General features: G+C 71.1%; 10 protein-coding genes. 7 read left to right on the forward strand and 3 right to left on the reverse strand.

From position 1 onward, the window contains the following. Positions 1-57 precede the first annotated feature (57 nt). The 3 genes from AB0L71_RS03575 (at position 58) to htpG (ending at position 3,487) form a co-directional block, all read left to right on the forward strand. Entirely contained in the window at positions 58-978 is a 921-nt protein-coding gene (locus AB0L71_RS03575; RefSeq protein WP_365237337.1) for a GNAT family N-acetyltransferase, read from the forward strand. After that, complete coding sequence (locus AB0L71_RS03580; protein WP_365237339.1) at positions 959-1,453, forward strand: DUF402 domain-containing protein; 495 nt, start codon at positions 959-961, stop codon at positions 1,451-1,453. The genes AB0L71_RS03575 and AB0L71_RS03580 overlap by 20 nt, the downstream gene beginning before the upstream one ends. A 99-nt stretch (positions 1,454-1,552) precedes the next feature. Further along, positions 1,553-3,487 (forward strand): molecular chaperone HtpG, encoded by a 1,935-nt coding sequence (gene htpG, locus AB0L71_RS03585; protein ID WP_365237341.1) that lies wholly within the window; start codon positions 1,553-1,555, stop codon positions 3,485-3,487. Positions 3,488-3,520: 33 nt separating this feature from the next. Here htpG and AB0L71_RS03590 read toward each other — a convergent pair whose 3' ends face one another. After that, on the reverse strand, positions 3,521-5,065 hold the full coding sequence (locus AB0L71_RS03590; RefSeq protein ID WP_365237342.1) for a methyltransferase domain-containing protein: 1,545 nt from the start codon (positions 5,063-5,065) through the stop codon (positions 3,521-3,523). Positions 5,066-5,100: 35 nt separating this feature from the next. Further along, complete coding sequence (locus AB0L71_RS03595; RefSeq protein ID WP_365237344.1) at positions 5,101-5,565, reverse strand: GNAT family N-acetyltransferase; 465 nt, start codon at positions 5,563-5,565, stop codon at positions 5,101-5,103. A 159-nt stretch (positions 5,566-5,724) separates the two neighbouring features. On the opposite strand from AB0L71_RS03595, the gene AB0L71_RS03600 reads away from it, so the two are divergent. Further along, the gene (locus tag AB0L71_RS03600) at positions 5,725-6,747 is read left to right on the forward strand and encodes a lytic polysaccharide monooxygenase (RefSeq protein WP_365237346.1); all 1,023 of its coding nucleotides are present in this window, start codon (positions 5,725-5,727) and stop codon (positions 6,745-6,747) included. 82 nt (positions 6,748-6,829) lie between these two features. Here the strand turns inward: AB0L71_RS03600 and AB0L71_RS03605 are convergent, their stop codons facing one another. Next, positions 6,830-7,714 (reverse strand): alpha/beta fold hydrolase, encoded by an 885-nt coding sequence (locus AB0L71_RS03605; RefSeq protein ID WP_365237348.1) that lies wholly within the window; start codon positions 7,712-7,714, stop codon positions 6,830-6,832. 496 nt (positions 7,715-8,210) lie between these two features. Between AB0L71_RS03605 and dnaE the strand changes: the two genes are divergently transcribed. From dnaE to AB0L71_RS03620, 3 genes are all read left to right on the forward strand, one after another. Beyond that, positions 8,211-11,642 (forward strand): DNA polymerase III subunit alpha, encoded by a 3,432-nt coding sequence (gene dnaE / locus AB0L71_RS03610; RefSeq protein ID WP_365237350.1) that lies wholly within the window; start codon positions 8,211-8,213, stop codon positions 11,640-11,642. A gap of 6 nt (positions 11,643-11,648) precedes the next feature. Continuing rightward, positions 11,649-12,620: a hypothetical protein gene (locus AB0L71_RS03615; RefSeq protein WP_365237352.1), complete on the forward strand. Its 972-nt coding sequence runs from the start codon at positions 11,649-11,651 to the stop codon at positions 12,618-12,620. A gap of 231 nt (positions 12,621-12,851) precedes the next feature. Next, positions 12,852-13,727 (forward strand): alpha/beta hydrolase, encoded by an 876-nt coding sequence (locus tag AB0L71_RS03620; protein ID WP_365237354.1) that lies wholly within the window; start codon positions 12,852-12,854, stop codon positions 13,725-13,727. The last annotated feature ends 14 nt before the right edge of the window (positions 13,728-13,741 follow it).

Here is a 13,741-nt window from a genome sequence, read left to right on the forward strand (position 1 = left end):
CCCCACGGCCGGAAAATCGGAGGCGGGTCCTGTGGACCCACGCGTAACGTCCGGCCCATGACCGTCCTCGTTCGCGATTTCCTGCCCGCCGACGCGGAGGCCTGGATACGGGTCCGGCGTGCCGCGCTGCCGTACATCGTGACGACCGCTCAACAGGTCGTCCACGAACTGGCCTCCGCCCATCCCGACCAGCGCCGCCGGCTGCTGGTCGCCGAGGAGGACGGGGAGGTCATCGGTACCGCGCAGGTCGGCCTCGCCCACGACAGCCCCGAACCCGGTCAGGCGTTCTGCAACATTTACACGCATCCGGACCGCACCCGGCGGGGCGCGGGCGCGTTGCTGCTGAGCACGGCCGAGGAGTATCTGGCGACAGAAGGCGCGCTCGGGATCTTCACCTGGGTGCTCGACACCCCCTCGAACCGCTCGTTCGCCGGGACACGCGGCTATGAACCGAGGCGCTCGGCCCACTTCCTCCACCTCGATCTGGTGGGCGGTCCGCTGCCGCCCCGTCAGGAGCTGCCGCCGGGCGTCGAGCTGCGTACCGCGGCGGACTTCGCGGACGACCCGCGCCCGCTCCACGAGGCGGACGCCGAGACCACGGCCGACGAACCGAGCGACACCCCGGCCGAACCGACCGACTACGAGGACTGGCTCCACAGCACCTGGCGCAGTCCCGGCCTCGACCACGAGCTGACCTCGGTCGTACTGGTCGACGGGCAGGTGGCGGCGTTCAGCGCGGCACGGACCGACGGCCTGACCCGCTACATGTCGGGGATGACCGGCACCCGCCGGGCGTACCGCAACCGCGGCCTGGCCAAGCTCGCGAAGAACGACTCGCTGCACCGGGCGCGGGCCGCCGGGTACACCGACGCGTACACCGGCAATGACGCGGGCAACGGTCCGATGCTGGCGATCAACCGATGGTTCGGCTACCGGATCTGCGCCACGGAGGTGCGTCATGTCCGCACGCTCGGCTGAGACCGCCCTTGCGGTGGTCCTGATGAAGGCCGGACAGACCAAGATCAGCTATCCCGCGGATCTGGTCCGTGACGACGGCACCCGGGTGACGGTCCGTGCGCCGTGGGCGGCGCCGGGAACCCGCGACTTCGGCTTCGTGCGGTTCGAGCCCGGCGACGTTTTCACCGAGCACTACTGGCGCGACTCCTGGTTCGCCGTGAAGGAGGTCCGTACCGGTACGGGTGAACTCAAGGGCTGGTACTGCGACATCACCCGACCCGCGGTGCTGCGCGACGGGGAGCTGATGGTCGAGGATCTCGATCTCGATCTGTGGGTATCGGCGGACGGTTCGTCCGTGCTCCGGCTGGACGAGGACGAGTTCGAGCAGAGCGGTCTCACCGAAAGCGACCCGGCGGCGGCCGAGGCTGCCCGCCGGGCCCTGGACGAACTGGAGTTCCTGGCCCGCACGGAGGGATTCGCGGCGCTGCTGGCCTGACCCGTACGGGCTGGGCAAACAGGCCTTCCGCGGCGGTCGACTGATCTAGAGTTCTGAGGTCAGCTCTCCGCCCGGTGACCTGAGAAGGATTCCCTGAATATGCCCACCGAGACGTTCGAGTTCCAGGTGGAAGCACGCCAGCTTCTGCAAATGATGATCCACTCCATCTACTCGAACAAGGACGTGTTCCTGCGCGAACTCGTCTCCAACGCCTCCGACGCACTGGACAAGTTGCGGCTCGAAGCGCTCCGCGACGACTCGCTCGGCGCGGACGTGTCCGACCTCCACATCGACATCGAGACCGACCGGCAGGCCCGCACACTGACCGTGCGGGACAACGGCATCGGAATGTCGCACGACGAGGTGGTCCAGCTCATCGGGACCATCGCGAACTCGGGCACCGCGACGTTCCTGCGGGAGCTCAGGGAGGCCGAGGACAGTGCCGCGGCCGAGGGGCTGATCGGCCAGTTCGGCGTCGGGTTCTACTCCAGTTTCATGGTGGCCGACGAGGTCACGCTGCTGACCCGGCGCGCGGGCGAGAGCCAGGGCACCCGCTGGACGTCGACCGGCGAGGGCACGTACACGATCGAGTCCGTCGACGATGCCCCCCAGGGCACCGCGGTCACCCTCCGGCTCAAGCCGGAGGACGCCGACGACCGGCTCTACGACTACACCTCCGCCTGGAAGATCCGGGAGATCGTCAAGCGGTACTCGGACTTCATCACCTGGCCCGTCAGGATGGTCCCGGAAGGTGCGGCCGCCGACGGTGCGGACTCCGGGGAGGCATCCGACGCCCCGCGGGAGCCCGAGACCATCAACTCGATGAAGGCCCTGTGGGCGCGCTCGCGCGACGAGGTATCGGACGACGAGTACCACGAGCTGTACAAGCACATCAGCCACGACTGGATCGCTCCGCTCGACACCATCCGGCTGCAGGCCGAGGGCACTTTCGAGTACCAGGCGCTGCTCTTCATCCCGTCGCACGCGCCCCAGGACCTGTTCATGCAGGGGTACAAGCGCGGTATCCAGCTCTATGTGAAGCGCGTCTTCATCATGGACGACTGCGAAGCGCTGATGCCGCCGTACCTGCGCTTCGTCAAGGGCGTCGTCGACGCACAGGACCTGTCGCTCAATGTGTCGCGCGAGATCCTCCAGCAGGACCGGCAGATCCAGTTGATGCACCGGCGCCTGGCGAAGAAGGTGCTGTCCACGGTCAAGGACATGATGTCGGCCGACCCGGAGCGCTACGCCACGTTCTGGCGGGAGTTCGGCCGCGTCGTCAAGGAAGGGCTGCTGAGCGACTTCGAGAACCGCGACGCCATTCTCGGTGTCGCCTCCTTCGCCACGACCCACGACGAGGACGAGCCGACCACGCTGCGGCAGTACGTGGAGCGGATGAAGGACGGCCAGGAGCACATCTACTACCTCACCGGCGAGTCCCGGCAGGCCATCGAGAACTCCCCGCACATGGAGGCGTTCCGGGCCAAGGCCATCGAGGTGCTGCTGCTGACCGATCCGGTCGACGAGGTATGGGTCGAGGCGGAGCCCGAGTTCGACGGCAGGAAGCTGCGGTCCGTCGCCAAGGGCGAGGTCGACCTCGGAACCGAGGAGGAGAAGAAGGAGGCCGCGACCGAGCGGGAGAACCGGCAGCAGGAGTACGCGGAGCTGCTCACCTGGATGACGGCCCGGCTGAGCGAGACCGTCAAGGAGGTGCGGCTCTCCTCGCGCCTGACCGTCTCGCCCGCCTGCATCGTCTCGGACACCCACGACGTGACGCCGGCCCTGGAGAACATGTACCGCGCCATGGGGCAGCCCGTCCCCCACGTCAAGCGCATCCTCGAACTCAACCCGGGGCACCCGCTGGTCAGCGGCCTCAACAAGGCGCATGCCGAACGCGGTGGGGAGAGCGACACCGGCCTGGAGGAGACGGCCGAACTCCTCCACGACCTGGCGCTGCTCGCCGAGGGCGGCGAACTGGGCGACCCGTCGCGCTTCGTCAGACTGATGGCCGACCGCCTCGAACGCACCCTGTGACCGCGAGCCGCACCGCACCGGCCTGACCAGGCCCTACTCCCGGCGCCGCGCCCACAGGTCGGTGTGCGGCGCCGGTTCCTGCGGCACGGGGCGGGCCTGCCGGACTCCGGCGACCAGTTCCACCTCGTACCCCGCCGCGTCCTCCAGATAGGCGGCCGTGTGCTCGTCCCCACCGGCGTGCGGGTAGCGGTCGGCGAAGAGCTGCCGCCAGCCGTACTCCGGGGCAGCGGTCACCAGGGCGTCGAGGGTGGCCCGGTCCCTGACGTGGAACGCCAGATGATTGAGCCCGGGGCGGCGGCGGTCGTGCGTGTCCCCGGTCAGGTCGGGCGACTGCTCGACCACCACATAGCTGTCGCCGCGCCGCCAGCTCCGTCCGTTCTCCCAGTGCTGGTACGGGACATGGCCCAGTTCGCCGAGCAGCCAGCCCCATCTCTGCTCGGCCGCCGGCAGATCGGGCACCCACAGCTCGATGTGGTGCACCCCGCCGGTGCCGGCCCCGCCGGCCGGCAGGGGTACGGCGCGCCGGGTGTGCGGTTGGTACGCCACCGTGTCGCCGTCCTCGTGCCAGTGGATCAGGAAGTGCTCCCCCGCGCGGTAGCCGTCGAGCCCCGCCCGGCAGTAGGCGACGATGTCGTCCGGGAGGGCGTCCAGCGGGAACCACGCCAGTTCTGAGCACTTGTCCGGTTCGCGGTTGTACGGCGGGCGGGCCGGGTCGTACTCCGCCTCGAAGAACCAGCCGGTCCTGGGCCTGCCACCGGGGCCGCGGTGCTGCATGACCAGGGCGACCCGCAGCTCGTCCGGGCCGAGCTCGACACCGATCTCCTCGGCCGCCTCGCGGATCACCGCCTCACGGACGTCCTCGCCGTCCTCGACATGTCCGGAGGGGCCGTTGAACAGCCCGTCCGCGTATCCCGTGCCGGCCCGGCGGGCGAGCAGGACGTCCGGCCCCCGGCGGAGGATCAGATGCACGTCGACGACCTCGGTGTGCCGGCGCGGCGGTTCGACGCGGGCCACCAGGGCGTAGCGTTCGTCGTCGACCTCCTTGCCCCACAGGGCCGGGTCGTCGGAGAGCGGCTCATGGTGGATGCGTTCGGTGAGTTCCGAGAGAAGTCCGACGAGCCGCTCGGCCGGGAGGCCGATGCCGCCCCAGACCCCTTCGATCAGGACCAGCCGGCCGCCGGGCCGCAGCAGGCTGAACCAGTGGCGCAGAACCGACGCCGGATCAGGCAGCAGGAACACGACGTGTCTGGCCATGATCACGTCGAACTGCCGCTTCCCGACCGGCGGTCGGGAAGCGTCCCCGAGGAACACCGCGGCGTCCGTCCCGGCGAGTTTGGTCCGCGCCTGCTCCACCATGCGCGGCGACCGGTCGACGGCGGTGATCCGGTGCCCCTGCCCGACGGCGAGCAGCGCAAGGCTTCCGGTGCCGCATCCCAGGTCGAGCACCTCGGAGCGCGCGCCGGGCAGCCAGCTCTCCAACCGCTGCGCCCAGGCGTGCCGGACCGCCGGGTCGAGCAGCCCGTGGTCGGGCTCCTCGTCGAAGGAGTCGGCTGCGGAATCCCAGTCGATCGTCGTCATGGAACGATCGTGCCACCCCCCACTGACAGAGTCGATCAGCCGGCCGGCCGCTTGCGGTAGTGAAAGCGGTCGTACACGCCGTCCGCACGGCGCTCCACCAGCTCGTACCCGTGGCGCGCGTAGAGCTTCTGGTTCTCCCCCATCAGGACGTGGGTATAGAGCCGGATCTCGGGGAGGCCGAGGCTGCGGGCGTGCGCCTCCACGTGGGCGAGCAGCCGTCGGCCGACTCCCCGGCCTGCCGCGTCCGGGTGGACCGCGACGGACTCCAGGAGGAGGTGGTCGTCGTGCGGTACGAGGACCAGGACACCGATGACGGCCCCACTCCCCGTCACATGCACCCGGTCCGCGGCGACATCCGCCGCATGGTCCGCCCCCATCGGCGCGGGGACGAGACCGATGCGTTCGATGGAGGGCCGGTAGGCGGCGTCGGTGACGGCCCGCACGGCGGGCACGTCGGCCGGGGTGGCGAGGCGGATCTTCTCGGAAGCTTCGACGGTCATGTGCGCACCGTACGGCCGGTTGTTCTTAATCGCTGCTGAGCGGGTCCTTAAGGCGGCCATAACGATCGCCGTCACCGCGCTCAACAGCCGTTTCCGGGGCCGGGAGCGGACTAGCTTCTCCTTCGCCCGGACGTGAACCACCGAAGGAGAAACACCACCATGGCCGTCATCAGGACCACCCGCCGCAGGGCCTTTGCCGCCGTCGCGCTCGGTGCGGCGCCGCTCGCGCTGACCGGTCTCGCCGCGTCCCCGGCCGCCGCCCACGGCTCGCTGACGGATCCGGTCAGCCGGGTCTCCGCCTGTTACGCCGAGGGGCCCGAGAGCCCGAAGTCGGCAGCGTGCGTGGCGGCGGTCGCGGCGGGCGGCACGCAGGCGCTGTACGACTGGAACGGTGTCAACATCGCCAACGCGGCGGGGAACCACCGGCAGTTGATCCCGGACGGCAAGCTGTGCAGCGCGGGCAACGACAAGTTCAAGGGGCTCGACCTGCCGCGTGCCGACTGGCCGTCGACGAAGATGGCGGCGGGCACGCACACCTTCCGCTTCCGGGCCACCGCGCCGCACAAGGGCACCTTCGAGCTGTATCTCACCAAGGCCGGCTACGACCCGACGCAGCCTCTGAAGTGGTCGGACCTGGAGTCCGAGCCCTTCGCCACGGCCACCGATCCGAAGCTGGAGAGCGGGTCGTACGTCTTCGACGGCACCGTGCCGAAGCGTTCGGGGCGGCAGCTGATCTACACCGTCTGGCAGCGTTCGGACTCCACCGAGGCGTTCTACGCCTGCTCCGACGTGGTGTTCGACGGTGCGAGCGGCAGTGGGTCGGCCGGCGCGGTGCCGGCGCCGACCGCGTCCGCGCCGACCGAGCAGGAGATCGCCCAGGGAGCCGAGAAGTCGTCCGTGGAGCACAACGGCCATGGTGACGACGACGCCGCTACGGGCGCGGAGGTCACCGAGGCCGCTCCGGCGGCCGGATCCGGCTCGGGTCCGGCCGAGGCGAACGCGCCCGAGCCGGACAGCGCCACCACCCCCGCCCCGGTGGGCGAGAGCCTCGCCGAGACGGGGGGTGACAGCAGTACCCGTTACCTGGCGATCGGCGGTGCGGCCGCGCTCGCCGCGGGTTCGGCCGCGCTGTTCGCCTCGATCCGCCGTCGGGCCGCTCTCACGACCCGACGCGGACACTGAGCACCTGGGGCGCGCCCGCGGGCTGGTGCCGTGGCCGGCCATGTGTGCGTCGCGACGAAGCGAACGTTGCCTGCCACCGGCACTAGCCGATGACCGAGGCGCAGGTGGTGGGGGTGGCGTGCGCCGGGTCCAGGGCGTTCGCCACCTCGTGGAAGGCGATCCGGTCGACGGTCCCGATCTCCACGTGCTCGGAGAGGTCGAGCGGGCACAGGTCCTGGATCAGCACGTTGCGTACGTTCGGCCCGTCCAGGAACTGTGTGGCGTACGGGGTCACGACCTCGTCGTACCTGGTCGTGATGACCGTGTAGGTCACCCCGGGCACGGTGTCGCCGCCCGCGTTGAGCTCGGTGAGGAACGGGGAGCCCGCCACCTGGTCGGTGAGGCCGGGCGTGGCGGCGTCCAGCAGGTCCCCGGCGCCCGGGAAGTACGTCAGCAGTTTCGTCAGGCCGAGGAGGGTGGTGCCGTGGTTGTCGGGGGCGAGTCCGATCATGGCGTTCACCTTGGCGGCCCCGCCGAGGAACTTCAGGTAGTGGTTCGGCATCATGCCGCCCTGGGAGTGGCCGACGATGTCGACCTCGGCCGCCCCGGTGGAGGCGAGCACCTCGTCGACGAACACGGCGAGCCGGCCGGCCGACTCGTCGATCGGGCCGAGGCCGTTGAAGACCGGCACGCCGGGCAGTTGCCCGTAGTCGAGCGAGTAGACGCAGTAGCCCTGGCTGACGAGGGCGGGGGCGAGGACGAACCAGTTGTCGGTCGAGTTCCCGAAGGTTCCGTGCACCAGGACGACGGGGCGGGGATGGGCCGCGGAGGGCTTGCAGGAGTAATCGTTCCAGCCACCGGAGGTGGCGGCGGGGGCGGTCGCGGCGGCAGTGGCCGTGGGGGTGGCGACTGCGGCCACTGCGAGGAGCAGTGCGGCGAGGGTCCGTCGCGCACGTGGGGTGCGTGACGCACGGGTCCAGGGCAGCATCGTGTGATCTCCTTGTGTCTCACGGGAGTTGCGATGTCTGTGCACCCTGCGGCCCGGACCACAAGTTCCGACGTCTGTTCTACTCCGACGTCCGTTCCGTTCCGGCGTCTACTTTCGACGCGCTCATGCCAAATTACGCGCCGGTAGGGCGACAGGGGAAGCTGCGCGCCGGCAAAAAATGACGACCCGTCAATGACGCCGGACCGGTGACCCGACCCGGCCGCACCCCGCAGCCATCGGTGCGGGCGCACCCGGACGGGCGACGCGCGCCACCCCGACACCGCCCGGCAGGACCGCCTCGCGGTCCGACGTACGACAGCCCCCTCCATGCCGCATCGACCCCCCTCCGAGGAGGGGCGGGGGCCGGCGCGAAGGCTTCCACCACGCCACTACTCGAACGAATGTGCGAGTATGGAGGGAGAGTGCTTCTCGCGATCGAGGCGACGCAGATGACACAAATGACACAAAGGGGGCTCATGGGAAGCAGGAGGTGTGTATGTCGTTTACGCATCTCCGTACCGCCAGCGGCTACTCACTGCGTTACGGGGCCAGTCACCCGCACGCCCTGGCCGAGCGGGCCGCGGAGCGGGGGCTCGACGCCCTGGCGCTGACCGACCGGGACTCGCTCGCGGGCGCCGTGCGCTTCGCCAAGGCGTGTGCGCGGGCCGGGGTCAGGCCGCTGTTCGGCACCGACCTGGCGGTTCCCGGTGCCCCGGAGGCCCGGCCGGCAACGACGGGGCGGCCGCGGACCCCGGCAAAGGGCGGCGCGTTCGTGACCGAGGCCCCGTTCCGTGCGGTGTTCCTGGCCCGGACCGCACGCGGCTGGGCCGAGCTGTGCCGCCTGGTGTCGGCAGCCTCGGACCAGGGCGTCACATGGGAGGACCTGAGCTGCCCGGACGACGAGCTGTTCGTCCTGCTCGGGGCCGATTCCGAGATCGGGCAGGCACTGGCGTCGGGACGGCCGGACCGGGCTGCGATGCTGCTCGATCCGTGGCGCGAACGGTTCGGCCGGGCACTGCGCCTCGAGGTGTGGTGGCACGGGCGGCCCGGCACCGGACCGGGGTCGCTGCGGCTGGCCGCACGGATGGCGGGCTTCGCCGCCGAGCAGCAGGTCGGCACCGTACTGAGCAATGCCGTCCGCTACGCCGATCCGCATCAGGGCGAGGTCGCCGACATCCTGGACTCCGCTCGCCTGCTGGTGCCGGTCGACACCCGGGACGCGTCCCGTCTGGACGGCGGGCAGCGGTGGCTGAAGGACGCAGGGGAAATGGAGCGGATCGCCGGGCGGATCGCCGAGGCGGCGGGAGGGCAGGGCGCGGATGCGCGACGACTGCTGTCGGCGACCGAGGAGACGGCGGCGGCCTGCACGGTCGATCCGGGCGAGGCATTCGGTCTCGGGCAGCTGAATCTTCCGGAGCCCGAGCTGGTGGGCGCACGCGCCGATTCGGCCGACCGGGTGCTGGCGGACCGGTGCGCGGCGGGCATGATGAGCCGCGGCTACCACCGGGACACCCGGCGGTGGGACCGCCTCGAGGACGAACTGGGGATCATCGCCGGGCATGGTTTCGCCGGGTACTTCCTGACCGTCGCCGAGGTGGCGGCGCAGGCCCGGCAGCTGGACATCCGGGTCGCGGCCCGGGGCTCGGGGGTGGGGTCGCTGGTCACGCATCTGCTGGGGATCAGCCCCGTCGACCCGGTGGCGCACGGGCTGCTCATGGAGCGGTTCCTGTCCCCGCGGCGATCCGCGCTGCCCGACATCGATCTGGACGTGGAGTCGGCGCGACGCCTGGAGGTCTATCAGGCGGTCCGGGAGCGGTTCGGGGCCGATCGGGTGGCGACGCTCGCGGTGTACAAGACGTACCGGGCCCGCGGGGCGATCGAGGACGTGGCACGGGCCCGGGGCATGGGCCCCGACGAGGCGGCCCGCCTGGCGAAGGCGTTCCCGCACATCCGGGCCCGGGACGTGCGGGCGGCGCTGGCCGAGCTGCCGGAGCTGCGCGAGGTCGCCACCGAGGACCACGGCCGGCTGTGGGAACTCGTGGAAGCGCTGGACGGACTGCCGCACGAGGCGGCGATGCACCCGTGCGGCCTCCTGGTCTCCAACGCGGGTCTGCTGCGGCGCACCCCCGTGGCGCCGACCACCGTCGAGAACATCGCCATGTCCCAGTTCGACAAGGAGGACATCGAGGACACCGGACACCCGAAGATCGACGTCATCGGAGTACGGATGCAGTCGGCGCTCGCCCACGCGGTCGCCGAGATCGAGCGGGCCACCGGCGAACGCCTCGACCTGGACGACCCCGCGCAGGTTCCGCCGGACGACCCCGCCACCTACGACCTCATCACGTCCGGGGACACCCTGGGCACGTTCCAGCTGGAGAGTCCCGGGCAGCGTGAACTGGTCCGGAATCTGCGGCCGCGCTCGTTCTTCGACCTGACCCTGGACATCAGCCTGTTCCGCCCGGGTCCGGTGGCGGCCAACATGGTGACCCCCCTGATCGAGGCCCGCGACGGCCGGGCCCGGACCCGCTACCCGCACCCCGATCTGAAGCCGGTCCTGGAGGAGACCGAGGGGCAGGTGGTCTTCCACGAGCAGGTCATCGCGATCATGGCGATGATGACCGGTTGCGACCGGGGTACGGCGGACGAGGCACGCCGCGCCCTGTCCGACACCGAACGGCAGGGCCGGGTCCGGGCCTGGTTCGCCGACCGGGCCCGCACCCGCGGCTATCCGGTGCAGGCCGTCCGGGACGTGTGGGACATCCTGGAGGGCTTCGGCAGCTTCGGCTTCGCCAAGGCGCACGCCGCCGCGTTCGCACAGCCCGCCTACCAGTCCAGCTGGCTCAAGGCCCATCGGATGGCGGCCCTGCTGGCGGGGCTGCTCACCCATGATCCGGGGATGTACCACAAGCGCGTTCTGGCCGCGGACGCCCGACGTCACGGAGTTCCCCTGCTGCTGCCCGACATCAACCGCTCCCAGGCCGCACACATAATCGAACTGGTGTCTGGTAAGTGGGGAGTACGTATCGGTTTGTCGCAGGTTCGCGGCATCACCGAGGCCGAGAGCGGGCGCATCACCGCCGGGCAGCCCTACACCTCCCTGGAGGACTTCTGGCAGCGCGCCCGGCCGAGCCGCCCGCTGGCCGAACGCCTGGCCCGGGTCGGTGCGATGGACTCCTTCGGGCCGCGCCGCGAAATCCTGCTGAACATAGCCGAGTTGCACCGTTCCGGCCGCGGACGGGACGCTTCCGCGGGGCAGTTGCCGATGGCGGACGAGGCCGGTGCCGAGGCGGACGGCATCACCGCGACCACGGGGCTGCCCGCCATGAGCGGTTCCGAGCAGCTCGCCGCCGAACTGGACGTGCTCGGCATGGACGTCTCGCACCACCTGCTGGAGGAGCACCGGTCCCTGCTGGCCGACATCGGCGTGACGCCCGCCGCCGATCTGCCCCGGCTCCGGCACGGCACCACCGTGCTGGTCGCCGGCGTCAAGGTCGCCACGCAGACCCCGCCGATCCGCTCGGGCAAGCGCGTCGTCTTCGCCACCCTCGACGACCCCACCGGCCTCTGTGACCTGGCGTTCTTCGAGGACAGCCATGCACGCTGCGCACACACGGTCTTCCACAGCGGCCTGCTGCTCGTCCGCGGGACGCTGACCCGCCGCCCGCCGCGCGCCTTCGGCATCACCGGCACGGCCGCCTGGGATCTGGCCGAGCTGATCGACCTGTACCGCGACGGCGGCCCGTCCGCCGTCGCCGACCGGCTCGCCCGTCCCGCGGCCGCCGGACGCCAGGCGGGTGTGCGCCGGACCCTCGTCCAGCCGACCGGCTACGCGCTGCACCCCTGGGCCGACCTGAAGCCCCCCGGCGCCCCGGCCGCCCTCAACGGAAGGACCTTCCACCATGCGAGTCCCGGAAGCGCGGGGTGACCGGCGGTGATCCTCTACCTGCACTTCGGCCCCCAGTCCGATGCGACATACCGCCGGCTCATCGGCACACTGGGCGAGTTCACACCCATGGTCCAGGCGTTGCCGCCGGATGCGGCGCTCGCCGACGTGTCCGGGAGCGTGCGGTACTTCGGCCGGGACGCCGTCGGCCTGGCAGCCCTGATCCGTATGCGCGCGGCCGCGGTGTTCGACGTCGACACGACGATCGGCGTCGGCCCCAACCCACTGCTCGCCCAGCTGGTCGCCCACCGCGGAGCCCCCGGCGCGATCCGCGCCGTACCCGACGACCCCGAGGCCATCGCCGCTTTCCTCACCGGTCTGCCCGCCGCCGCACTGCCGGGAGTGGGTCCGGCGACGGCGCGCACCCTGACCTCCTACGGGCTGTACACCGCCGACCAGGTCGCCGCCACTCCCCTGCTCACGCTCCAGCGCATCCTGGGACCGGCGGCCGGACGACAGCTTCGCCAACGCGCGGCCGGCATCGACCCCACCCGCGTCGCCCCCGGCGCCCCGCCGCGCACGTTCTGCGCCGAGCACCGCTTCACCCACGACGAACTCGACCCCGACCGGCAGCGCGGCGTCCTGACCCATCTCACCGAGCGCCTCGGCACCCGGCTCCGCAGCGAACGACAGGCCTGCCGCTCGCTGACCCTGACCGTCCAGTACGCCGACCGCTCGACCACCACCCGCAGCCGCACCCTGCCCGAACCCACCGCGCACAGCCCTCGACTACGCGCGGCAGCACACGCGTTGCACAGGTCTCTGGGGCTGCAGCGAGCCCGGGTCCATTGCCTCACGCTGCGCGCCGGGGATCTGTGCGACGCGAGTTCGGTGTCCCGGCAGCTGACCTTCGGGCCCGACGACGACAAGGCGCGCCGTATCGAGGCCGCGGCCGACCGCGCCCGGGCGCGCTTCGGCCCGGGCGCGGCACGGCCCGCCAGTACCGCCGGGATGCCATGACCGTCCGGCAGCGGCGGCTGCGGGCGCAGGGAGCTCACAGGCGATCCGGGCGACGCGGCGCACTCCTGCCACCGGTGCCCCTCCGGCCCGGCCGCCGTCGGCCCAACGCGCCCCCCAGGACCTCCCCGGTTTCTCAACACGCCGCTCCTATAAGGGCTCTGATGAGTCATCATCGAATCGGCAGAAAAAAGCCGGGCACTTCGGTGCCCGCACCACCCAGAGGAGGCGGGAGTGCGTAGTCGGGTACGCGCGAAGGACGGGCGGCATCTGGTGGTGGAGTGTCTGGGGGATCCCTGCGGCAGACCGGTCTTCCTCCTGCACGGAATGCCCGGCAGCAGGCTCGGTCCGGCTCCGCGCGGCATGGTGCTGTACCAGCGCAAGACGCAACTGATCACCTACGACCGGCCGGGCTACGGCGATTCCGACCGGCTACCGGGCCGCTGTGTCGCCGATGCCGTTGAGGACGTCCGCGCCATCGCGGACCATCTCGGGCTGGAGCGGTTCGCCGTGGTGGGGCGGTCCGGTGGTGCGCCGCACGCCCTGGCCTGCGCCGCGCTGATGCCGGAGCGGGTCACCCGCACTGCCGCACTGGTCGGACTGGCCCCCTGGGGCGCCGACGGCCTCGACTGGTTCGACGGAATGGCAGCCTCCAATGTGCTGGCGTACTCCACCGCCGCCGCCGATCCGGACGGGCTCGCGGAGTCGTTCATCTCACGGTCCGCGGTGATCAGGAAGAATCCGGTCCGTCTCATCGACGATCTGCGCCGGGAACTGACGGACTCCGACCGGATGGTGGTCAACGACGCCGGAGTCCGCACCATGCTGCTGCGCAACTACCGTGAGGGACTGCGCACTTCGGCATGGGGCTGGATCGACGACGCGATCGCGTTCAGCCGCCCCTGGGGCTTCGACCCCGCGGACATCTCGGGCCCGGTGATGCTGTGGCACGGCGAGAAGGACGTCTTCTCGCCGGTGGGCCACTCCCGCTGGCTGGCCGAGCGCATCCCGAACGCCACCGTCGTGGTGGAACCGGCTGCCGCGCACTTCGACGCGCTGCACGCGCTGCCCCCCATCCTCAACTGGCTGCTGGAGCCTGCCGCCTGCTGAGGAAAGTGCTTGGC

The organism is Streptomyces sp. NPDC052052 (assembly GCF_040680455.1).
Classification (GTDB): Bacteria; Actinomycetota; Actinomycetes; order Streptomycetales; family Streptomycetaceae; genus Streptomyces.